Consider the following 21,148-nt stretch of genomic DNA (forward strand, 5'->3'; position numbering starts at 1 on the left):
TGTTAAGCCATCTGAGCCATTGATGAGAGAACCGATCCGGTGGTTCGATGCCCGCAAAACTCCTGGACAATTTCAGCGCGATCAGCTCCGACTGGTTCTGGGAGACGGACGAGTCCTCGCGGCTCGTCTACCTCTCCGCCGGTGCCGAGGGCGTGCTCGGCCAGCCGGTCGAGGCCCTGATCGGGCGCAGCCGCGAAGCCATCGCCAGCAACACCGCCGACGAGACCTTCTGGCGGCCCTATCGGGACGCGGTCGCCAGCCGCCGCGAATTCCGAGACTTCGACTACCCCTACGACCATCCCGACGGCGGCACGCGCTGGTTCAAGGTCAGCGGCGAGCCCCGTTTCTCGACGGAGGGGATCTTCCTCGGCTTCCGGGGCGTGTGCAGCGACGTCACCGAGCATCGCCGGACGCGGGACGCCCTGGCGGCGGCCCTGCGGGACCTCCAGCAGTCGAACGAGGAGCTCGGCGAGCAGCTCCACCGTTTCGACGCGGCCCTCGCGAACATGACCCAGGGGCTGTGCATGTTCGACGCCGCCTCGCGGCTGGTGGTCTGCAACGCCCGCTACCGCGAGATCTTCGGGCTCACGGCGGGCGCGATCAGAAGCGGCATGACCCAGTGGGAGATCTGCGAGGTCCTGGTCGGGCAGGGCACCTACCGCAAGGACGTCACCGTCGACAGCCTCTGCGAGGGCACGCGCCTCGCGCTCGCCGACGTGCTCGGCGTCCCCTCCCACCGCGAGCTCGCGGACGGGCGGGTGATCGCCATCATCTACCGCCGCATGGACGGCGGCGGCTGGGTCTCGACCTTCGAGGACATCACCGAGCGCCGCCGCAACGAGGCCCGGATCGCCCACATGGCGCGCCATGACGGCCTGACCGACCTGCCGAACCGCACGGCCCTGCGCGAGAAGGGCCTCGAGATGCTCGGCCGCGGCCGCGAGGATGCGGGCCCCGGCGTGGCCCTGCTCTGCCTCGACCTCGACCGCTTCAAGGCGGTCAACGACATGTACGGCCACGCCGTCGGCGACGAGCTGCTGCGGGCCGTGGCCGAGCGGCTGCGCGTCAACGTCCGCGAGGGCGACGTGATCGGCCGGCTGGGCGGGGACGAGTTCGCCGTGCTCCACCGGGTCTCCGACGAGGGCGGCGCGCTGGCGCTGGCGCATCGTCTGGTGCGGGCGCTCAGCGCGTCCTACGAGATCAACGGGATGATGCTCGATATCGGCACCAGCGTCGGCGTCGCCATGGCGACGGGCGAGGCGGACGACATCGAGCGGCTTCTCAAGAACGCCGACGTGGCGCTCTACCATGCCAAGGGTGCGGGCCGGGGCACGGCGAGCGTCTTCGTGGCGGCCATGGACGAGAACGCCAAGGCCCGCCGGGTGCTGGAGCGGGAGCTGCGCGAGGCCCTCGTCGCGGGGAACTTCGAGCTGCACTACCAGCCGCTGGTCGACCTGCGCCGGGGTCGCGTCACCGGGCTCGAGGCGCTGGTGCGCTGGCGCCATCCCGAGAAGGGGCTCATCAGCCCCGCGACCTTCATCCCGCTGGCCGAGGAGACCGGCCTGATCGTGCCGCTCGGCGAATGGGTGCTGAGCCAGGCCTGCCGGGACGCGGCGGCGTGGCCGGAGGACATCACCATCGCCGTCAACGTCTCGGCCGTGCAGCTGCGCCAACGCAACTTCGCCCAGACCGTGCTGACCGTGCTGAGCGCGGCCTGGATGCGGCCCGAGCGGCTGGAGCTCGAGATCACCGAGAGCGTGCTGCTCGACGACACCGAGTCGAACCTGGAGACGCTCCACCTCCTGCGCCGCACGGGCATCCGCATCTCGATGGACGATTTCGGCACCGGCTACTCGAGCCTGAGCTACCTGCGCCGCTTCCCCTTCGACAAGATCAAGATCGACCGCTCCTTCGTGCGCGACGCCGAGAAGCGCAGCGATGCGGGGGCGATCCTGAAGGCGCTGGTGGGGCTCGGCGGCAATCTCGGCATCACGACCCTCGTCGAGGGCATCGAGACCGAGGCCCAGCTCGCCTCGATCCGGGCCGAGGGCTGCGAGCAGATGCAGGGCTTCCTGTTCAGCCCGCCACGACCCGCCTCCGAGATCGCGGCCCTGCTCGACTCCGAGCTGGCCGCCGCCGCCTGACGGGCGGGGAAACGCTCTAGATTCCGCCCCCGGCGACCTCGCGCGCCACCGCGCGGCTGCCGATGTCGCGCCGGCAGAAGCCCTCCGGCCAGTCGAGCCGGGCGACGGCGGCGTAGGCGCGCGCCTGCGCCTCCATCACGCTCTCGCCGAGCGCCGTGACCGCGAGAACCCGGCCCCCGTCGGCGAGCAGGCGCCCGCCCTCGGCGCGGGTGCCGGCGAGGAACACGAACACGTCGTCGCCGGCCGCCGCCTCCGCGACGCCGCGCACCTCCGAGCCGCGCACCACCGTGCCCGGATAGCCCGCCGCCGCCATCACCACGGTGAGCGCGGCCTTGCGGTCGTCGAATTCGAGGCCGACGCCGGAGAGGTCGCCGTCGCAGGCCGAGAGCAGGGCGGGCACGAGGTCCGAGGCGAGGCGCGGCATCAGCACCTGCGCCTCCGGGTCTCCGAAGCGGGTGTTGTACTCGATGAGCTTGGGCCCCTCGGCCGTCAGCATCAGCCCGGCATAGAGGATGCCCTTGAAGGGGATGCCGCGCGCCCGCATCCCGGCGAGCGTCGGGGCGATGATCGTCTCCATCACCTCGCGCTCGAGGGCGGGGGTGAGGATGGTGGCGGGGGAATAGGCGCCCATGCCGCCCGTGTTGGGGCCCCGGTCGCCGTCGAAGACGCGCTTGTGGTCCTGGGCCGTGCCGACCGGGATGGCGCGGGTGCCGTCGCACAGCGCGAAGAAGCTCGCCTCCTCGCCGGTCAGGCATTCCTCGATCACGATCTCGGCACCGGGCTCGGCGAAGAGCGCGCGCACGGCGGCCTCCGCCTGGTCGAGGGTCTCGGCGACGGTGACGCCCTTGCCGGCGGCGAGCCCGTCGGCCTTGACCACGATCGGCGCGCCCGTCTCCCGCAGATAGTCGAGGGCCGGCTGGAGGGCGTCGAAGCGCGCGAAACCGGCGGTGGGGATGCCGAACTCGGCGCAGAGATCCTTGGTGAAGCCCTTCGAGCCCTCGAGCTGCGCGGCGGCCCTCGTCGGCCCGAAGGCGCGGATGCCGGCGGCCGCGAGATCGTCCACCAGCCCGGCGACGAGGGGCGCCTCGGGCCCGACCACCACGAGCCCGATGCCGGCCTCCTCGCAGAAGGCGCGCACCGCCGCATGGTCCGACACGTCGAGATCGGGCCGGTTCTCGCCGTGCTGCGCCGTGCCCGGATTGCCCGGCGCCGTGAACAGCCGCGCGCAGAGCGGGCTCTTCGACAAGGCGTAGGCGAGGGCGTGCTCGCGGCCGCCGGACCCGATCAGCAGGATGTTCATGGACCGAAGGGTTTTGCCGAAAACGCGCGCCGGGGAAAGGGTTGAGCACGCGAATCCGGCCGCCCATGCACCGGAACCGCTCCGGCCCAGGGTCGGAATGGCGGCCGCCACGGGCTCGACCCGGAGCCGCGCGGCGGCTAGCGTCGGGCCATGGCCGTTCCGCGCGCCGCCGCGCCCAAACCCTCGCCCGAGCCGTCCGAGAGCCCGCCCACCAACCAGCCCGAATGGTCGGTGGGGGAGCTCGCCTCCGCGCTCAAGCGCACCCTCGAGGATTCCTTCGGGCATGTGCGCCTGCGCGGCGAGATCTCGGGCTATCGCGGCCCGCACAGCTCCGGCCACGCCTATTTCTCGCTGAAGGACGGCACAGCGCGCATCGACGCCGTGGTCTGGCGCGGCACCTTCAACCGGCTGCGCCAGCGCCCGCAGGAGGGGCTGGAGGTCGTCGCCACCGGCAAGATCACCACATTTGCCGGCAAGTCGTCGTATCAGATCGTCGTCGAGAGCCTGGAGCCCGCCGGCATCGGCGCCTGGATGGCGCTGCTGGAAGAGCGCAAGCGCGTCCTCGCCGCAGAGGGCCTGTTCGCCGCCGAGCGCAAGCGGGCGATCCCCTATCTGCCCGGCGTGGTCGGCGTCGTGACCTCGCCGACCGGCGCCGTCATCCGCGACATCCTGCACCGGCTCGCCGACCGTTTCCCGCGCCCCGTTCTAGTCTGGCCGGTGCGGGTGCAGGGGGAGGGCGCGGCGGAAGAAGTCGCCGCCGCCATCCGCGGCTTCAACGCGCTCCCGCCGGACGGCCCGATCCCGCGGCCGGACGTGCTGATCGTGGCGCGCGGGGGCGGCTCCATCGAGGATCTCTGGGCCTTCAACGAGGAGATCGTCGTCCGCGCCGCCGCCGAGAGCGCGATCCCGCTGATCTCCGCCATCGGCCACGAGACCGACACCACCCTCATCGACCTCGCCGCCGACCGGCGCGCGCCGACCCCCACCGGCGCGGCCGAGATGGCGGTGCCGGTGCGCTCCGACCTGCTCGCCGAGGTGGACGACCTCGCCCGCCGCCTGCGTTCGGCGGTCGCGCGCCGGATCGATCGCGAGCGCGCGGACCTGCGGGCGCTGCTGCGGGCCATGCCGGGCCCCGACGCGGTGCTCGGCGCCAAGCGCCAGCGGCTCGACCTCGCCGAGGCCCGGCTGATGCCGGCGCTCGCCGGCAACGCCCGCCATTTCCGCGAGCGGCTGTCGCGGCTGCTCGACCGGCTGGGCCGGCGCACGCCCGAATTGCAGCTCGCCCGCGCCCGCGCGCGGCTCTCGGCCCTCGATCATCGCCCGCAGCGGGCCCTCAACCACTTAGCGGCCCGGCGCGCCGATGCGCTGGACGGGCTCGGACGGCGCCTCGTCGTCGCCCGCGCAACGACGCTCGCCAGGGCGGCGGCCGAGACCGCGCGCTCCCGCGACAGGCTGGAGACCGCGCGGGAGCGCCTCGCCCGCGCCGCCGCCCGGCTGCTGGAACGCCGGCGGCAGGCGCTCGCGGCCTCGGCGAGCCTCCTCGGCTCGCTGAGCTACCGCGCGGTGCTGGCGCGCGGCTTCGTCCTGGTGCGCGACGCGGCGGGCGGCGGCATCCGCCGCGCCTCCCAGCTCGCGCCGGGCCAGGAGCTGACCCTCGAATTCGCCGACGGCCTGGCGGCCGCCCGCGCCGAGGCGGGCGGCGGGACGGAGCCGCCGCTCAAGGCGCCGGCCAAGATACCGGCCAAGACACCGGCCAAGACACGCAAATCCGCCGCGCGGCGGCCGCGCGCCACGGACGACGACGGCACCGGATCGTCCGGGCAGGCCGGCGCGGAGGAGGGCGGCCCGCAGGGCTCGCTGTTCTGAACGGCGGCCTGACGAGGAAAACGAGGCCGCCAGCCTCGAGGTCTGGACGAGCCGGCGGCGGCGCTTGACGGCCGAGCCCGCGTTTGCGACCGCAGCGGCACGGCTCGTGCCTTCCGGTCCAAGGCGGACGCGGCGGGCGGGGGCGCGGCGCGAACGGCTTTGAGCGAGGCGGAATGACGACCCAGATCGACAGCGACCAGCGGCTGCACCTCGTCTTCGGCGGCGAGCTGAAGGACCTCGAAGGCGTCAACTTCAAGGACGTGAAGGGCCTCGACATCGTGGGCATCTTCCCGGACTACGCCTCCGCCCAGACCGCGTGGCGGGCCAAGGCCCAGGCCACCGTCGACAGCGCCCAGACGCGCTACTTCATCGTGCACCTGCACCGCCTGCTGGAGCCGTGAGGCCGGCGCCCCGGCCGGGGCGGGTCCTGCGTGCAAGCCGGACCTTCCGTGAAAGCCGGGTCCTTCCGTGAAAGCATTGTGACGATCGGCCGCCGCTGGTAAGAGCCCGGCCGGTCGACCCGGCCGGACGATAGTCACTCCGGGATCACCGACGTGAGCGTGCCCGCATGAAGTCCTCGATCAAGATCATCGCCGGCAATGCCAGCCGGCCATTGGCCGAGGCCATCGCCGGCTATCTCGAACTGCCGCTCGCCAAGTGCATGGTCCGGCGCTTCGCCGACATGGAGATCTTCGTCGAGCTTCAGGAGAACGTGCGCGGCGAGGACGTCTTCATCGTCCAGTCGACGTCGTTCCCGGCCAACGACCACCTGATGGAGCTGCTCATCATGATCGACGCCGCGCGGCGCTCCTCGGCGCGGCGCATCACGGCGGTGATCCCCTATTTCGGCTATGCCCGGCAGGACCGGCGCACCTCGGGCCGCACGCCGATCTCGGCCAAGCTCGTGGCCAACCTCATCACCGAGGCCGGCGCCGACCGCGTGCTGACCCTCGACCTCCATGCCGGCCAGATCCAGGGCTTCTTCGACATCCCCACCGACAACCTCTTCGCCGCCCCGGTGATGGTGCGCGACATCAAGGAGAGGCTGCCGACCACGGACCGCATGGTGGTCTCCCCCGACGTCGGCGGCGTGGTGCGCGCCCGCGCCATCGCCAAGCGCATCGACGCCTCCCTCGCCATCGTCGACAAGCGCCGCGAGCGGCCCGGCGAATCGGAGGTGATGAACATCATCGGCGAGGTCGAGGGCCGCTCCTGCATCCTCGTCGACGACATCGTCGATTCCGGCGGCACCCTGGTGAACGCGGCCGAGGCGCTGCTCAACGCCGGCGCCAAGGAGGTCTCGGCCTACATCACCCACGGGGTGCTCTCGGGGGGCGCGGTCTCGCGCATCGCCGCCTCGCGGATGAAGGAGCTCGTCATCACCGACTCCATCCAGCCGACCCAGGCCGTACGGCTCGCCCGCAACATCCGCGTCGCCTCGATCGCGCCGCTGCTCGGCGAGGCCATCGGCCGGACCGCGACGGAAGCCAGCGTGTCGAGCCTGTTCGACTGAGGTCGAGTCGAGCCCCGCGACACCGCCGGGGCGGTCGCGGCGCGTTCCCGATTGCGTCGGACGGGGTGGCGCGCCTATATAGACGGCATTCCCCTATTGCAGCGTGAGACGGGATGCTTCGGGCCGTCGCCCCGGAGCCGGCGGACTCCTGTCCGTGGATCGGGCCTCATCGATGCCCGTCGTCGCGCATCGCCGGAGTCGCCTCGCATGTCCCAGGGTCCGCTGATGCCCAAGGCCACCGCCGTATGGCTGGTGGAGAACACCTCGCTGGCCTTCGAGCAGATCGCCGATTTCTGCAAGCTGCACCCCCTCGAGGTGAAGGGCATCGCCGACGGCGAGGTCGCCGCCGGCATCAAGGGCCTCGACCCGATCACCACCGGCCAGCTCACCCGCGACGAGATCGAGAAGGCGCAGAAATCCCCCGCCTACCGCCTCAAGGTCGCGGTCTCGAAGGTGAAGCTGCCTGAGGTGAAGCGCACCACCAAGGGCCCGCGCTACACGCCCCTCTCGCGCCGCCAGGACCGGCCGAACGCCATCCTCTGGCTGCTGCGCAACCACCCCGAGCTCAAGGACGCGCAGATCATCCGCCTCGTCGGCACCACGAAGTCGACGATCGCGCAGATCAAGGGCCGCACCCACTGGAACTCCGGCCAGCTCCAGCCCCTCGACCCGGTGACGCTCGGCCTGTGCTCGCAGATCGACCTCGATTTCGAGGTGCAGCGCGCCGCCAAGGACCGCCCGGCCGTGGTCCCCGCCGAGGCCGGCGCCCCGCTGCTGCCGGCCGACGTCTCCACCGCCCCCGACTACGAGGCCGAGGAGGCCCCGGCGCGCGGCGGCCGCGAGGAGCGCATCGACGCGGACTCGGTCTTCGCCAAGCTCAAGGGCATGCGCCGCGACGAGATGGACGACGAGGACTGACGGGTCCGAGAGACGAATATCGGCAAGATAATTCAGCTTTCGTCTAGAAGATACGGGGTGCCGGCGGGTTTTTCCTGACGGCGAGGCTCGCCAAGCGCGCCGATATGCGCAATCATGCCTGATTGCGGCGCTCGCCCGAGCGCCGGGACAGGACGATCCGATGGCCGCGCCCGACACCGCGACGCCGATGAGCGCCGCGTCTCCCCCGCCCAGGGAGGCGCCGGGCGAGGGGGAGCCGGTGACGCTCGCCGAGTCTCTGATCGCGGAAGCCGGCTGGAGCGCCCTCAACTTCGGCGGGACGGGGCCGAACCCGTCCTATCTGCGCATCGGGGGCCGGCTCTCTCCCGTGCTGCGCGAATACGAGCCGTGCTTCTCGTCCTTCCGGCGCGACAGGGTTCTGTTCCGCTCCAAGGTCCCGATGGCCGGACATCTCGCCAAGTTCGGCCAGATGATGATCGACCCCATCGCCTTCGAGGAGTGCTACGGCCCCGGCGAGGGCACCGAGGCGAGCTTCCCCTTCGGCACCTGGCTGGTCATCCGCGGCGTCGCCTTCGACGGCGTCGCGCTGTGGGGCAAGCCCTACGGCCGGGTGCTGCTGCCGCTGGAACCGCTCTCCGTGGCCTCCGCCATCTGGCTGCGCGGCAAGCCGATGCGCACGCCCCTCGACGCCTGACGACCACCGCGGTTGCCGCGGGCGCCCCGATATTGTATGGACCCCGCGCGCTCGCCGGGGTGGAATCGCCTCGGGGGTCACGGCTTTTTCCGCCGGAGCCCGGACGATCCCGGAGAGCGCGAAGCCCTCGACCATCGCATGACGATCGCGTCGGCACGCTCCTTCGGGGCGGCGGTGGCGGAGGCTTTCCGAAACACGAGCCGCCGACGCGTGGGCCCTCGCGAGCCGAGGGCCTCCCCAGGAGACAGTATGACCGCTGGTACCGCGCTTTCGCGCCAACCGAGCCGTGACGATTTCGCGGCGCTGCTGGAGGAATCCTTCCTCAGCCACGAGATCACCGAGGGCTCCGTCGTCAAGGGTCGCGTCGTCGCGATCGAGAAGGACGTCGCCGTCATCGACATCGGCGCCAAGACGGAAGGCCGTGTCGCCCTCAAGGAATTCAACGGCCCCGGCCGCGAGGGCGATCTCGCCGTCGGCGACGAGGTCGAGGTCTATGTCGACCGCATCGAGAACGCGCTCGGCGAGGCCGTCATCTCGCGCGACAAGGCGCGTCGCGAGGAGTCGTGGGTGAAGCTCGAGAAGGCCTTCGAGGCCAACGAGCGCGTCACCGGCACGATCTTCAACCAGGTCAAGGGCGGCTACACCGTCGATCTCGACGGCGCCGTGGCCTTCCTGCCGCGCTCTCAGGTCGACATCCGCCCCGTGCGCGACGTGACCCCGCTGCTCGGCACGCCGCAGCCCTTCCAGATCCTCAAGATGGATCGCCGCCGGGGCAACATCGTCGTCTCGCGCCGGACCGTGCTCGAGGAGAGCCGCGCCGAGCAGCGTAGCGAGCTGGTGGCCAACCTCGAGGAGGGTCAGGTCATCGACGGCGTCGTCAAGAACATCACCGAGTACGGCGCCTTCGTCGATCTCGGCGGCATCGACGGCCTGCTCCACGTCACCGACATGGCCTGGCGCCGCGTGAACCACCCGTCCGAGGTCGTGACCATCGGCCAGACGGTCAAGGTCAAGATCATCAAGATCAACCACGAGACGCACCGCATCTCGCTCGGCATCAAGCAGCTGCTCGCCGATCCGTGGGAGGGCATCGCCGCCCGTTACCCGGTCGAGGCCAAGCTCAAGGGCCGCGTCACCAACATCACCGACTACGGCGCCTTCGTGGAGCTGGAGCCGGGGATCGAGGGCCTGATCCACGTCTCCGAGATGTCCTGGACGAAGAAGAACGTCCATCCGGGCAAGATCGTCTCCACCTCGCAGGAAGTGGAAGTGCAGATCCTCGAGGTCGATCCGGTCAAGCGCCGCATCTCGCTCGGCCTCAAGCAGACCCTCCAGAACCCCTGGGAGGCCTTCGCCGAGAAGCACCCGGTCGGTTCCGAGGTCGAGGGCGAGGTCAAGAACAAGACCGAGTTCGGTCTGTTCATCGGCCTCGAGGGCGACGTCGACGGCATGGTCCACCTCTCGGACCTCGACTGGCAGCGCCCCGGCGAGCAGGTCATCGAGGAGTTCAAGAAGGGCGACATCGTCAAGGCCCAGGTCCTCGACGTGGACGTGGAGAAGGAGCGCATCTCGCTCGGCGTCAAGCAGGTCGGCGGCGATCCCTTCGCCGAGGCCGGCGACGTCAAGAAGGGTCAGGTCGTGACCTGCGAGGTGCTCGAGGTGAAGGATTCGGGCGTCGAGGTGAAGATCGTCGACACCGACCTGACCACCTTCATCCGCCGCGCCGAGCTCGCCCGCGACCGCGGCGATCAGCGCCCCGAGCGTTTCGCCGCCGGCGAGAAGTTCGATGCCCGCGTGATCCAGTTCGATCGCAAGGCCAAGCGCGTCCAGCTCTCCATCAAGGCCCTCGAAATGGCCGAGGAGAAGGAGGCGATGGCCCAGTTCGGCTCCGCCGACTCGGGCGCCTCGCTCGGCGACATCCTCGGCGCGGCCTTCAAGAAGGCCCGCTCGGACGACGACAAGTAGCATTCGGACCGCCCGGATATCCTCCGGGCGGTTTTTTCGGGACCTCGGCCCGCGTCGGATCGCATCCGGCGCGGGCTTTTTCGTGGGCCGCGACCGGACAGGCGGCGCCGGCCGTCGCCCGCGGCGCCTCTCGGCTTCGCGAAGGGCCTTGCCGGCTCGCACCGGCGAAGGCTAGAACACGCCTCCCCGGCGGCGCCCGGCGCCGCGAGAGGCAGGCGCGCCAATGACTTGCGTGCATATCTCGCGGCGGCGCGCCCCGTACCCGAAAGGGAAGGTGCGGAGCGGGCCGGGATGTGGGACACCGAAGGCGTCGCCCCTCCGTCAGGGGGACATCGGCCGACGCCAGGCGGAAGACCGGAACCGGCGCCGCGAGCCGGGACGCTTGAGGGAGTTCAGCACCGCATGGCCGCAGACCCCGAACTCCTGATCGATCGTCGGCGCCTGCGACGCAGCTTGTCGTTGTGGCGGGTGCTCGGCATCGGCGCCCTTGTGGTGGCGGTGGCGGCCATCGGCCTGCGGGTGCGGGCCGGAACCGACGCCTCCATGTTCGGCGCGGTGCAGCCGCAGATCGCGCGCATCTCCGTCTCCGGATTCATCGCCGGCAGCGAGGCCACGGCGCGGCTGATGAAGCGCGTCGGCGAATCCTCGGCGGTGCAGGGGGTGATCGTCTCGATCAACTCGCCCGGCGGCACCACCACGGGTTCCGAGGAGATCTTCCGCAACCTGCGCGCGCTCGCCGAGAAGAAGCCCATCGTCGCCTTCGTCGACGGCACGGCGGCGTCGGGCGCCTACATCACCGCCATCGCCACCGATCACATCGTCGCCCGCGAGACCTCGCTCGTCGGCTCCATCGGCGTGCTGTTCCAGTACCCGGACGTCTCGGGGCTTCTCGACAAGGTCGGGGTGAAGGTGGAATCCGTGAAGTCCTCCCCCCTCAAGGCCGAGCCCTCGGGCTTCACGCCGACCTCGCCGGAGGCGCGCGCGGCCCTGGCGGCCGTGGTCGGCGACACCTTCTCCTGGTTCAAGGGCCTGGTGGCCGAGCGGCGCGGCATGAGCGAGGGCGAGCTCGCCAAGGTCGCGGACGGGCGCGTGTTCAGCGGGCGCCAGAGCGTCCCCCTCAAGCTCGTGGACGAGCTCGGCAGCGAGCGCCAGGCGGTCGCGTGGCTGGAGAACGAGCGCAAGGTGCAGAAGAACCTGCCCGTGCGCGACTGGAAGCCGGCGACGGACAGCGGATTCAAGCTCTGGTCGGCGCTCGGGCTCGGGGCCGACCTCCTCGGGCTCGATACCCTCGGCGACCGGCTCAGGGCCGCCGGCGAGCGGACGGCCCTGCTCAGCGAAGGCGGCCTCCTCGTGCTCTGGCGCCCGGAGCCGTCCGCCGCGCCCTGAGGATGGCGGCGTGCGCGGCGTCACAGGCGCCGCGCCGAAGATGTGATGAGGGAGGCGGTCGGGCGCTTTCCGCCTCAGCCCCCCAACAGCCGACGACGCCGAGAAGACCGCATGATCAAGTCAGAGCTCGTTCTGAAGATCGCCGAGCAGAACCCGCATCTCTACCAGCGCGACGTCGAGACCATCGTGAACGCGATCCTCGACACCATCGCCGAGGCGCTCGCGCGCGGCGACCGGGTGGAGCTGCGCGGCTTCGGCGCCTTCTCCGTCAAGCACCGCGACGCGCGGCGCGGCCGCAACCCGCGCACGGGGGCGGCGGTGGCCGTCTCCGAGAAGGCGATCCCCGTCTTCAAGACCGGCAAGGAGATGCGCCTGCGCCTCAACGCCGCCGGGATCGGGGAGGGCGCCCCCGCGTCCTGAACGATCCGCTGAGAACCCGTTTCCGTGGCGCCGGAGCGGCGCTATCTAACGCTCGCGGGCGCCTCGCGCGGTCCCGCGCCGATGGAGTGACCCCGCCGATGATCCGCTTCCTCAAGGGCCTGGTGCTGCTGCCGGTGGCGATCGTGGTGATCCTGCTCGCGGTGGCGAACCGCGACGCCGTGCGGCTCTCCCTCGATCCCTTCTCCGAGACGCCGGTCTTCAGCCTCACCGTGCCGCTCTACGCGGTGGTGTTCGCGGCGGTGGCGCTCGGCATCGTCGTCGGCGGCATCGGCTCCTGGCTCGGCCAGGGCGGCACGCGCCGCAAGTCCCGCGAGCGCCATCGCGAGGTCCGCCGCCTGGAGGGCGAGACCGCGCGCCTGCGCAGCGCCCTGCCGCAGCAGCCGGAGAGCGCCCCCTCCTATGCCGGCGGCACCCGCGTCGCCCTGCCGTCCCCGCGCTGAGGGGCCGTGACGGTCAAGCCCCTCGTCAAGATCTGCGGACTGAGCACGCCGGAGACCCTCGACGCCGCCCTCCAGGCCGGTGCCGACTGGATCGGGCTCGTCCATTTCCCCCGCAGCCCCCGGCATGTGGCGCTCGACCGGGCGGCCATGCTGTCGCGGCGGGCGCGCGGCAGGGCGGGGCGCGTCGTGCTCCTGGTCGATCCGGGCGACGATCTCGTCGCCGCCGCCGTCGCGGCGATCGATCCCGACCTGATCCAGCTTCACGGGCGCGAATCCCCGGAGCGCGTGGCGGCCATCCGCGCGCTGACTGGGCGCCCGGTGATGAAGGCCCTCGGCATCGCCACGGCCTCCGACCTCGACGCGGTCCCGGCCTACGCGGGGATCGCCGAGCGCATCCTCCTCGATGCCAAGGCGCCCCCCGGCGCCGCGCTGCCGGGCGGCAACGGCCGCGCCTTCGACTGGAGCCTGATCGCCGGCGCCACGCTTCCCGAGGGCTGGATGCTCTCCGGCGGCCTCACGCCGGAGAGCGTCGCCGAGGCGCTCGCGCGCACGGGCGCCCCGGCGGTGGACGTCTCCTCGGGGGTCGAATCGGCACCGGGCGTGAAGGACCCGGCCCGGATCGCGGCCTTCGTGACGGCGGCGCGGGGCGGATTCTGAGCGTCGCCGCCGGGCCGCCATCCCGTTCGCCCAAAGCTCGGAACGGCGGGACAAGGCGGCGGTGCTATGGTGGGCCGACGCGCCCCGCCACGGGCTGCCGCATTGCCATCCTCCCCCGGACGGGTCTAACCCCACCCGAACGTCTCCCGCGAAGGACCAGCATCCCGTGACCGTCGCCCCCACCCCGAACTCGTTCCGCACCGGCCCCGACGAGCGCGGCCGCTTCGGCATCTTCGGCGGACGCTTCGTCGCCGAGACGCTGATGCCGCTGATCCTCGAGCTGGAGACGGCTTATGCCGAGGCCAAGGCCGACCCGGCCTTCCACGCCGAGATGGACGGCTACCTGACCCACTATGTCGGCCGGCCGAGCCCGCTCTACTACGCCGAGCGGCTGACCGAATACCTGCGCGCCAAGGCGGTGCCGGGGAAGGGCGCGAAGGTCTACTTCAAGCGCGAGGAACTGAACCACACCGGCTCGCACAAGGTGAACAACGTGCTCGGCCAGATCCTGCTCGCCCGCCGCATGGGCAAGCCCCGGATCATCGCCGAGACGGGCGCGGGCCAGCACGGGGTCGCCACGGCCACGCTCTGCGCGCGCTTCGGGCTGAAATGCGTGGTCTACATGGGCGCCGTGGACGTCGCCCGGCAGGCCCCCAACGTCTTCCGCATGAAGATGCTCGGCGCCGAGGTGATCCCGGTCCAGTCCGGCACCAAGACGCTGAAGGACGCCATGAACGAGGCCCTGCGCGATTGGGTCACGAACGTCGCCGACACCTTCTACTGCATCGGCACGGTGGCGGGCCCGCATCCCTATCCGGCCATGGTGCGCGACTTCCAATCGATCATCGGCCGGGAGACGCGGGAGCAGATGCTCGCCCAGGAGGGCCGCCTGCCGGATTCCCTCGTCGCCTGCATCGGCGGCGGCTCGAACGCGATGGGCCTGTTCCACCCCTTCCTCGACGACCGCGAGGTCGAGATCTTCGGGGTGGAGGCGGCCGGGCACGGGGTCGAGAGCGGCCTGCACGCCGCCTCGCTCACGGGCGGGCGCCCCGGCGTGCTGCACGGCAACCGCACCTATCTCCTGATGGACGAGGACGGCCAGATCGCCGACGCGCACTCGATCTCCGCCGGGCTCGACTATCCCGGCATCGGGCCCGAGCACGCCTTCCTGCACGAGGCCGGCCGGGTCACCTATCTCTCGGCCACCGATTCCGAGACCCTGGAGGCGTTCAAGCTGTGCTCCTCGCTGGAGGGCATCATCCCGGCGCTGGAGCCCGCCCACGCGCTCGCCAAGGTGCTCGAGCTCGCCCCCGAGCGCCCGGCCGATCACCTCATGGTGCTCAACCTCTCGGGGAGGGGCGACAAGGACATCCCGCAGGTGGCCGAGATCTTCGGCACGCGCCTGTGAGACGCGCTCCGGCGCGCGAGGGCCGTTGACACCCCGGCGGGGATGTCCCTATACCGCCCGCGTTCGCCGGAACGGCCCGCTCGCGCGGGCCTTCACGGCTTGGGGCGGGGTAGCTCAGCTGGTTAGAGCAGAGGAATCATAATCCTTGTGTCGGGGGTTCAAATCCCTCCCTCGCTACCAAAATTTCAGCCCGCAAAGTCAATGACTTGGCGGGCTTTTTCATGGGTCGCCGACGCCTGCCCCCGAACCGGCGCATGACGCGAGCGTGAACCGGCCCTCGCCGCCGACCGTGCTATCCTCCTCGCGGATCGCATGAAGGAGTGCCGAGAATGGCAGGCCGGACGTTCAGCAGCGGCGTCACGCCGGATCGCAGGCTCGCCCGCCTCGTGGTCGAGCAGCCCGGCAAGCGGAAGATCACGCTCCAGGAGCTCGACGCGGCCGAGATCGACGCGCTGATCGGGAGCCTGGTCGCGGCGCGCGCGGAGATGCAGCCGCCCGTGCCGGACCAGCGGCAGGTCGGCGAGATCCAGTTCCTGCTGGCCTATCAGTGGAGCGGCATCGGCATGCGGGCGAACGGCAAGCGGCCGCTCGCCATCCGCCACCCCGGCCTCGGCTGGTTCGGCCTGCTGATGCCGGACGAGGACGCCGCCCGCCTCGCCGCCTGGGCCACGGGCCCGATGATCGACGACACGCCCAAGGGCAACGCCTGACGATCGAAGGGCAACGCCTGACGATCCTTTGGCGCGCGCGATGCGTTGACGGGCCACGGGCTCCGATGGGGGCGCCCGCCGGACGAGGAAGAGACGATGTCCGATCTCGATGCGAAACGGGAGGAGATCGCGGCGGCGATCGCCCAGGGGCTCGGCCTCGGCGGGCTCGCCTCCCTTGGTGCGGACGAGCGGGCCGAGGTCGACCGGCGCACCGCCGAGGCCCTCGCGGCAGGCGCACCGGGCGTGCCGGACGATCCGCCGACCGAGACCGGGACCCGGCTGCGCTGGCTGCTGGCGGAATACCGCGACCTGGAGGCGCTGCGGGCCGACACGGCCAATGCCCGGCTGGCGGAGGAGGGCGAGGTCTTCGCCCCCGAGGACGACGCCTGAGGGCCGGAATCTGTCCAGGAGAAGCGGATCCCGGTTCTCCGTCCGGACAGACGGCAAACCGATGACAGGCTCTATCGGAAGAGGCCGTCGCGGTTCTTCCGGCGGTAGAATTCGCGCTCGTCGGCGCACCAGTCGGCATCGCGGTTCGGCGCCAGGGAGCGCCTGAACTCGTCCGAGACGGTCTCGACGGTCTTCTCGAAGGCATCGGCGCCGAACTCCTCGTAGCCCTTCACGAGGAGGTTCCTCGCCATGGTCGAGGCGAGCCCCTGGTCGATGGCGAGGAAGGCCGGGCAGACCTTCTGGAGATGGACCAGCCGGACGAGCGCCAGGGCGACCTCGCGGCCGGTCTCGGCGGTCCGCGCCTGCGCCGTCGCCGGAAGGCAGAGCATCAGCATCACGGAGAGCCTGCGGGTCTGGGGCGTCATCTCGGGCTCGCGGGAAAGGATGTCCGGGCCCAAGCTTATGGCTCGGATGCCGCGACACGGGAAAGCCGGCGCGCGCATCGCCGGCACGGGTTACGGCGTCCGGGTTCCTGCGCCGGGCTTCATCAGCCCGTCGATGGCGCGCTCGACCTGGAGGCGGGCCGCGTAATGCGTCATGTGGCCGATGCCGGGCAGGCGCTTCAGCGTGCTGCCGGCGATCTCGCGGTGCAGCCGGACGGACTGCTCCTCGGCCTCGACCACGGCGTCCGCGTCGCCGGCGAGGATCGCCACCGGCATCCGCAGACGGCGGTAGCGGTGCTCCATCACCGCCGCCGCGTTGTTCATGGTCGCGGCGTCCTCGGTGGCGGCGCGCATCTGGGTCGCGCCCGTGGCGATCTCCACGGGGAAGCGGGCGGTGAAGCGCGCCGGCACCGGCTGCGGCCGGAAGACATGGCGGAAGGACTGCGCCGCGAGCGCCCGGCCCATGGCGCGCGGGATCAGCGACCGGGCCGCGTCGCCGAAACCGGGGAGGGCAAGCGGCGCCGAGAGCGTCACGTCGGCACGCCGGCTCGGGTAGAAGTAGCCGGACAGGAGCACCAGCCCGCGCAGCTCCCTGGAACCGCCCGTGGCCAGCGCCAGGGCCACGAGCGTGCCCCAGGAATGCCCGACGACGAGGGGGTTCTCGACCTTGAGGCGCGTCAGCACGCGATCCAGGAAGCCGGCCTGTACCGCCGCCGTCCAGAGGCGGTGGCGCGGCCGGGGCGAATGCCCGAACCCCGGCCGGTCGACGGCGATCACCCGGTATCGCGCGGCGAGCCGGTCGAGCAGGCCGCAGAGGACGAAATCCTCGGCCATGGTGCCGTTGCCGTGGATCAGCACCACGGGCCGCCCCTTGCCGCGCGCGATGTAATGGACGCGCACGCCGTCGACCTCCACGAAGCGGCCCGGCGCGGGACCCTCCGGCGCCGCCCCTGCCCGCATCTTGGCGCGCATCTCGGCGAGGGTGCTCCCGCCGGACGGTGCCGCCGACGAGCGGGCGGCCTTGCGGGTTCCCGAACCCGCCGGGGTCAGGGCCTTGGCGATGCGCGAGGCGGCGCGGCGGACGATCCGCTTCGTGCCGCGGCGGGTGACGAAAGGGAACACGGCGGGGCCTCGCGCTCGGGTGAGGGGTCGTCGGGGCGGCCCTGCGGCCGGAGACGTCGCCGTCCCGGCAGTCAGACGCGCGAGGACGGCCGATGGGTCCATCGGCGGCTCCCGCATCGCGGCACGCACCGGCGCGCATCCGATTGCGGAACGGAGCCCGAGGGGCTACCTACGCCCCGAACAAGGCCGCGACCCCGGCCTCGCCCGACGGGCGTGGCGGACATCCGGCTCCGCCGGCATCGGCCTCCCTCAAGCAACAGGCGGCCCCTTGCCGCCGTCGCGAGCATCGATCCCGACATGGCCAAGCGCACAAAATCGAAACCGCTGGAGCGGGGCTCCGTGCTGTTCGACGTCGTCTACGAGGACGGCTCCCAGGCCTCCAACCGGCGCGTGCCGATGGAGCTGCTCGGCGGCCTCGACGGCGACGAGCCCGCCCGCCAGCTCATCGAGGAGCAGGACGAGGCGATCGCCCAGAAGTCCGGCCGCCCCCGGCGCACCATCCAGAGCCTGACCCGCTCGCCCGCCAGGCCCGCGACGCCCCCGGCCTGAGGCAAAAGCCCTCAGCGCAGGTGGTCGGCGATCCAGAGCGCGCCTCCCAGAACCAGGACGACGGCGACCCCGTGCAGGACGCGGCGCCATACGGACGGGGGCGGGGGCGCGGCGTCGCTCATGGCATCTCGGGCCGGGGCGGCGGCCGCCCGGCGCGGCCGCTTGCGCCCGCGAGGGTATCGCGAGGGCCCGGCTGCATGCAATTTGAACGTTTGACCGAACGCCTCCTTGTGGGATCGGCGCCTAAGCTCGGCGTGCTGGACAACAGGGAGACCACCGGCAATGCAGGACCGTCGCGCCGCGCCGAGGCAGCGCATCGATGCCGGAGGGCTCATCGTGGTCGACGAGCATCGGTCGATCGCGTGCCTCGTCTATGACCTGTCGAACGGCGGCGTGCGGCTGACCATGCCGGACACCTCCGAGGTGCCCGCGACCTTCCTCCTCTCCGGGGAGGGTCTCGGGGACGCCGATGTCTGCGTCGCCGTCTGGCGGACGCACGAGGAGATCGGCGCCCGCTTCGCGTCGGCGGCCGCCTGATCCCGCGGGCGCCCGCTCACGGGCGGGTGAGCACCCGGTAGAACCCGTCCGCGTCGTCGTGCCCGCTCGCCCGCGCGGCGGCGAGCCCCGTCACGATGCGGCCGGCCACCGGCAGGCGGTAGTGCAGCGCGTCCCAGTAGTTCTCGTCCCGCGTGGTGACGGGGGACGGGATGCGGAAATCGACCACCGTCGCGCCGCGTGCCCGCCCGATCTCCGCCACCCGCGCCTTGCAGGCGGCCTCGCGCCGGCCGCGCTCCGTGCCGGCCGTCCCTTGCGCCGCCGCATGCACCGGCATGAAGGCGACGAGCCGCAGGGCGGAGGCCGGCATCCGCGCGAGCAGTCCGTCGAGCCAGTCGAGTGCCGGCATCGCCGGATCGGCGGACTCCTCCCGTCCCTCGACGGGAGCCTCGGACACCGCCTCCTCGAGGGGCGAGCCGCCGCTATGGATGTGCCGGCTGGCGCGGGCCGCGTCGTAGTGCGATTCCGGCGGGGTGAAGACGGCATAGCCGTCGCCGCGGATGCGCTCGGGCAGGCGGCCGAGACGATGCAGGAGCACCCGCCCGGCGATGGCCAGCGACTGCCAGTTGACCTGCCGCAGCACCGCGAAGGGAGCCGCCTCCTCGTAGAGCCAGGCCGGAAACGGACGGGCGGTGGCCCGCCGCCGGTCCGCGTCGGGCTCGCACCAGGTGGAATCGAGGGCGAAGAGCGCCCCGCGCGCCCCGCCGGCCCGCGCCGCCTCGCGCAGAAAAAGCCGGGCCATGGCCGTCTGCTCGAAAGGCGTCGCGGCGTTGACGGCGAGGTTGGCGAAGCGCAGGCCGAAGGCCCGGTCGAGGGCGTCCGGGTCGATCAGCCGGGCGGTCGAGGTGCCGAACACGGCCGCGTCGAAGGCGCCTCCGCGCGCGATCTGCGGATAGAGGAAGCGCTGGTTGGCATCCATGAGCGGCCCCGGCGCCCGCCCCGGCGCCGCGCGCAGGCCGTAGGGATCGAGGACCGCGACGACGGCGATGGCGGCGGCGCCGAGGAGAAGGGCGGCGAGGAGAAAGCCGGCGACGAACCCGCGCCAGGGATCGGACGGGACGGATCGGGGATGGGACGAACGCGCCATGCGCCGCCTCTGCCGCCCAAGCGTGGCGCCAGCACGGCGGCCCGGCGCGATTGACCGCATCCGGCCGCTCCCCTATTGCACCCACGCCGCCCGGCGCGTGAAAGCGCGCGGGCATCCGTGCGCAAGGCGGCTTTGCGCGAGCGCGTAGCTCAGTTGGTAGAGCAACGGACTTTTAATCTGTAGGTCCTGGGTTCGAGTCCCAGCGCGCTCACCACCATCCGACGCATCCCTTGCCCGGACGCATGGCCCCGATCGGCCCGCCGGATCTCCGCCGCCGGTCCATGACGCTCCGGCCCGCTGCGGAACGCGGGGGGGGGATCGCCGGCGCGAAAATAGCCCGTCCCGCCGCCGCGACACGCGCGATCGGCCGATAATCTCCCCGTTTGCGCGGCACACCGCGCCTTGCGAGGGAAACTCAAGTGTTGCTAGGTCCGTAAGGCGATGTGAACCGGCGATATTCGCCGACGTGACAGGAAATTTTGATGACAGCGACCAGTCTGATCCCGGAGGAGGTCGTGGCGTTCCTTCTCTCCGACGACGGGTTCGACCTGCGGGAGGACGTGAAGTGCTGGCGCAACTGGCGCAAGCTGCCCGTCGACGACACGCCCGCCCTGCTGTCGGAATCCATCTGGTCCCTGTGGACCCTGCACTCCGAGTTCCGCTCCCTGGTCGACTACCGGCTGCGCGTCAGCAAGCGCTTCGCCGGCGCTCCGCTCATCCTGCCGAACTACAAGCGCGCCACCGACCTCTACATCTATCCGGAATCGCTCGGCCCCCGCTGCCGCATCCAGCACGGCCACAGCACCTGGGTGATGGGCAAGATCGGCTCGGACTTCCTGGTGCGCCACAACTGCACCATCGGCCATCACCCGACGAAGGGCGCGCCGACCATCGGCAACAACGTCTCGGTCGGCACCGGAGCGGTGGTGTTCGGCAACGCCGTCATCGGCAACAACGTCTCCATCGGCCCGAACGCGGTGGTGGACATGAGCATCCCCGACGATCACGTCGTCTTCGCGCCGCGCCCGGTGATCCGCCCCCGCAAGAGCGGGCTTCCGCCGATGCAGCAGCAGGCGGCGGGGGATTCGCCCTCGGCCTCCGGCGGCCCGCAGGAGCAGCCCCGGCCGGAACCGGCGGCCACCGCCGGCTGACGAAGCGCCCGGCTCAGCGCGGTCCGGGCCGGCTGCGGGCGGCGTGGAAGGCGAGGCCGATCCCGGCCGCGATCATCTCGGTGACGAGCTTGCGCTCGCTCGGCGGCACGTCGAGCATCGGCGCCCGCAGGGCCTCGCCGATGATGCGGTTGCGCAATTCCGTCAGCTCGTCCTCGCGATCGGGACCGATCTCGGCCGCGAGCTGCTGCAAGACCTGACGCAGGGCGTCGATCAGACCCACGCGGACCACGTCGATCTGCTCGATCGTCGGCCGCACGCCGCTGCCTTTCGCGTCCATCCGCGTCTCCCCGATGCCGAAGCGCCCCCGCCGGCGGCCGCCCGCGAGGGGCATCGGCCGGTTTCGGCCTTGTTAACCTTGACCGTCTACTAACGCGAGAGATTTGCGCCGTCCGGGCGGCTTTCGAGCCGG

22 protein-coding genes and 2 tRNA genes are annotated in these 21,148 nt (G+C 71.7%); 19 read left to right on the forward strand and 5 right to left on the reverse strand.

Features of this window, described 5'->3' with window-relative positions; translation table 11 throughout:
• The first annotated feature begins 47 nt into the window (after positions 1 to 47).
• A complete protein-coding gene (locus ACP56T_RS12290; protein WP_430912401.1) occupies positions 48 to 2,144 on the forward strand; it encodes a putative bifunctional diguanylate cyclase/phosphodiesterase in 2,097 nt (698 codons plus the stop codon).
• A 16-nt stretch (positions 2,145 to 2,160) separates the two neighbouring features.
• On the opposite strand, the gene purD is transcribed toward ACP56T_RS12290, so the two are convergent.
• Positions 2,161 to 3,444, reverse strand: coding sequence for a phosphoribosylamine--glycine ligase (purD, locus tag ACP56T_RS12295; protein ID WP_430912402.1), 1,284 nt, complete (start codon positions 3,442 to 3,444; stop codon positions 2,161 to 2,163).
• Between the two features lie 150 nt (positions 3,445 to 3,594).
• On the opposite strand from purD, the gene xseA reads away from it, so the two are divergent.
• From xseA to ACP56T_RS12365, 14 genes are all read left to right on the forward strand, one after another.
• Positions 3,595 to 5,310 carry an exodeoxyribonuclease VII large subunit gene (gene xseA / locus ACP56T_RS12300; protein ID WP_430912403.1) on the forward strand — a complete coding sequence of 572 codons (1,716 nt, stop codon included), beginning with the start codon at positions 3,595 to 3,597 and terminating at the stop codon, positions 5,308 to 5,310.
• Between the two features lie 173 nt (positions 5,311 to 5,483).
• Positions 5,484 to 5,711, forward strand: a complete 228-nt coding sequence (locus ACP56T_RS12305) for a DUF4170 domain-containing protein (RefSeq protein WP_430912404.1) — start codon at positions 5,484 to 5,486, stop codon at positions 5,709 to 5,711.
• A gap of 167 nt (positions 5,712 to 5,878) precedes the next feature.
• Positions 5,879 to 6,823 (forward strand): ribose-phosphate pyrophosphokinase, encoded by a 945-nt coding sequence (locus ACP56T_RS12310; RefSeq protein ID WP_430912405.1) that lies wholly within the window; start codon positions 5,879 to 5,881, stop codon positions 6,821 to 6,823.
• Between the two features lie 207 nt (positions 6,824 to 7,030).
• On the forward strand, positions 7,031 to 7,741 hold the full coding sequence (locus tag ACP56T_RS12315; RefSeq protein ID WP_430912406.1) for a DUF1013 domain-containing protein: 711 nt from the start codon (positions 7,031 to 7,033) through the stop codon (positions 7,739 to 7,741).
• 160 nt (positions 7,742 to 7,901) lie between these two features.
• Positions 7,902 to 8,414 carry a hypothetical protein gene (locus ACP56T_RS12320; protein ID WP_430912407.1) on the forward strand — a complete coding sequence of 171 codons (513 nt, stop codon included), beginning with the start codon at positions 7,902 to 7,904 and terminating at the stop codon, positions 8,412 to 8,414.
• A gap of 249 nt (positions 8,415 to 8,663) precedes the next feature.
• Positions 8,664 to 10,379 (forward strand): 30S ribosomal protein S1, encoded by a 1,716-nt coding sequence (gene rpsA / locus ACP56T_RS12325; protein WP_430912408.1) that lies wholly within the window; start codon positions 8,664 to 8,666, stop codon positions 10,377 to 10,379.
• Positions 10,380 to 10,781: 402 nt separating this feature from the next.
• On the forward strand, positions 10,782 to 11,765 hold the full coding sequence (gene sppA / locus ACP56T_RS12330; RefSeq protein WP_430912409.1) for a signal peptide peptidase SppA: 984 nt from the start codon (positions 10,782 to 10,784) through the stop codon (positions 11,763 to 11,765).
• A 111-nt stretch (positions 11,766 to 11,876) separates the two neighbouring features.
• Positions 11,877 to 12,185: an integration host factor subunit beta gene (ihfB, locus tag ACP56T_RS12335; protein WP_430912410.1), complete on the forward strand. Its 309-nt coding sequence runs from the start codon at positions 11,877 to 11,879 to the stop codon at positions 12,183 to 12,185.
• A gap of 98 nt (positions 12,186 to 12,283) precedes the next feature.
• A complete protein-coding gene (locus tag ACP56T_RS12340; RefSeq protein WP_430912411.1) occupies positions 12,284 to 12,646 on the forward strand; it encodes a lipopolysaccharide assembly protein LapA domain-containing protein in 363 nt (120 codons plus the stop codon).
• A 6-nt stretch (positions 12,647 to 12,652) separates the two neighbouring features.
• Positions 12,653 to 13,303, forward strand: coding sequence for a phosphoribosylanthranilate isomerase (locus ACP56T_RS12345; RefSeq protein ID WP_430912412.1), 651 nt, complete (start codon positions 12,653 to 12,655; stop codon positions 13,301 to 13,303).
• A 166-nt stretch (positions 13,304 to 13,469) separates the two neighbouring features.
• On the forward strand, positions 13,470 to 14,711 hold the full coding sequence (trpB, locus tag ACP56T_RS12350) for a tryptophan synthase subunit beta (protein ID WP_430912413.1): 1,242 nt from the start codon (positions 13,470 to 13,472) through the stop codon (positions 14,709 to 14,711).
• Positions 14,712 to 14,814: 103 nt separating this feature from the next.
• A tRNA-Met gene (locus ACP56T_RS12355) sits at positions 14,815 to 14,891 on the forward strand.
• A 149-nt stretch (positions 14,892 to 15,040) separates the two neighbouring features.
• On the forward strand, positions 15,041 to 15,421 hold the full coding sequence (locus ACP56T_RS12360) for a hypothetical protein (protein ID WP_430912414.1): 381 nt from the start codon (positions 15,041 to 15,043) through the stop codon (positions 15,419 to 15,421).
• 96 nt (positions 15,422 to 15,517) lie between these two features.
• The gene (locus ACP56T_RS12365) at positions 15,518 to 15,811 is read left to right on the forward strand and encodes a hypothetical protein (protein WP_430912415.1); all 294 of its coding nucleotides are present in this window, start codon (positions 15,518 to 15,520) and stop codon (positions 15,809 to 15,811) included.
• Positions 15,812 to 15,882: 71 nt separating this feature from the next.
• Here ACP56T_RS12365 and ACP56T_RS12370 read toward each other — a convergent pair whose 3' ends face one another.
• Positions 15,883 to 16,236: a hypothetical protein gene (locus ACP56T_RS12370; protein WP_430912416.1), complete on the reverse strand. Its 354-nt coding sequence runs from the start codon at positions 16,234 to 16,236 to the stop codon at positions 15,883 to 15,885.
• 90 nt (positions 16,237 to 16,326) lie between these two features.
• Complete coding sequence (locus tag ACP56T_RS12375; protein ID WP_430912417.1) at positions 16,327 to 17,376, reverse strand: alpha/beta fold hydrolase; 1,050 nt, start codon at positions 17,374 to 17,376, stop codon at positions 16,327 to 16,329.
• Between the two features lie 297 nt (positions 17,377 to 17,673).
• On the opposite strand from ACP56T_RS12375, the gene ACP56T_RS12380 reads away from it, so the two are divergent.
• Positions 17,674 to 17,925, forward strand: coding sequence for a hypothetical protein (locus ACP56T_RS12380; protein WP_430912418.1), 252 nt, complete (start codon positions 17,674 to 17,676; stop codon positions 17,923 to 17,925).
• A gap of 282 nt (positions 17,926 to 18,207) precedes the next feature.
• Entirely contained in the window at positions 18,208 to 18,462 is a 255-nt protein-coding gene (locus ACP56T_RS12385; RefSeq protein ID WP_430912419.1) for a PilZ domain-containing protein, read from the forward strand.
• 16 nt (positions 18,463 to 18,478) lie between these two features.
• Here the strand turns inward: ACP56T_RS12385 and ACP56T_RS12390 are convergent, their stop codons facing one another.
• Positions 18,479 to 19,567, reverse strand: a complete 1,089-nt coding sequence (locus tag ACP56T_RS12390; RefSeq protein WP_430912420.1) for a hypothetical protein — start codon at positions 19,565 to 19,567, stop codon at positions 18,479 to 18,481.
• Between the two features lie 138 nt (positions 19,568 to 19,705).
• Here ACP56T_RS12390 and ACP56T_RS12395 point away from each other — a divergent pair.
• Together ACP56T_RS12395 and ACP56T_RS12400 are read left to right on the forward strand one after the other, a co-directional pair.
• Positions 19,706 to 19,781, forward strand: a tRNA-Lys gene (locus ACP56T_RS12395).
• 268 nt (positions 19,782 to 20,049) lie between these two features.
• A complete protein-coding gene (locus tag ACP56T_RS12400; RefSeq protein WP_430912421.1) occupies positions 20,050 to 20,718 on the forward strand; it encodes an LbetaH domain-containing protein in 669 nt (222 codons plus the stop codon).
• A gap of 13 nt (positions 20,719 to 20,731) precedes the next feature.
• Here ACP56T_RS12400 and ACP56T_RS12405 read toward each other — a convergent pair whose 3' ends face one another.
• Positions 20,732 to 21,070 carry a hypothetical protein gene (locus ACP56T_RS12405; protein ID WP_430912422.1) on the reverse strand — a complete coding sequence of 113 codons (339 nt, stop codon included), beginning with the start codon at positions 21,068 to 21,070 and terminating at the stop codon, positions 20,732 to 20,734.
• Between the last annotated feature and the right edge of the window lie 78 nt (positions 21,071 to 21,148).

This window comes from Methylobacterium endophyticum, assembly GCF_050591105.1.
Lineage (GTDB): Bacteria > Pseudomonadota > Alphaproteobacteria > Rhizobiales > Beijerinckiaceae > Methylobacterium.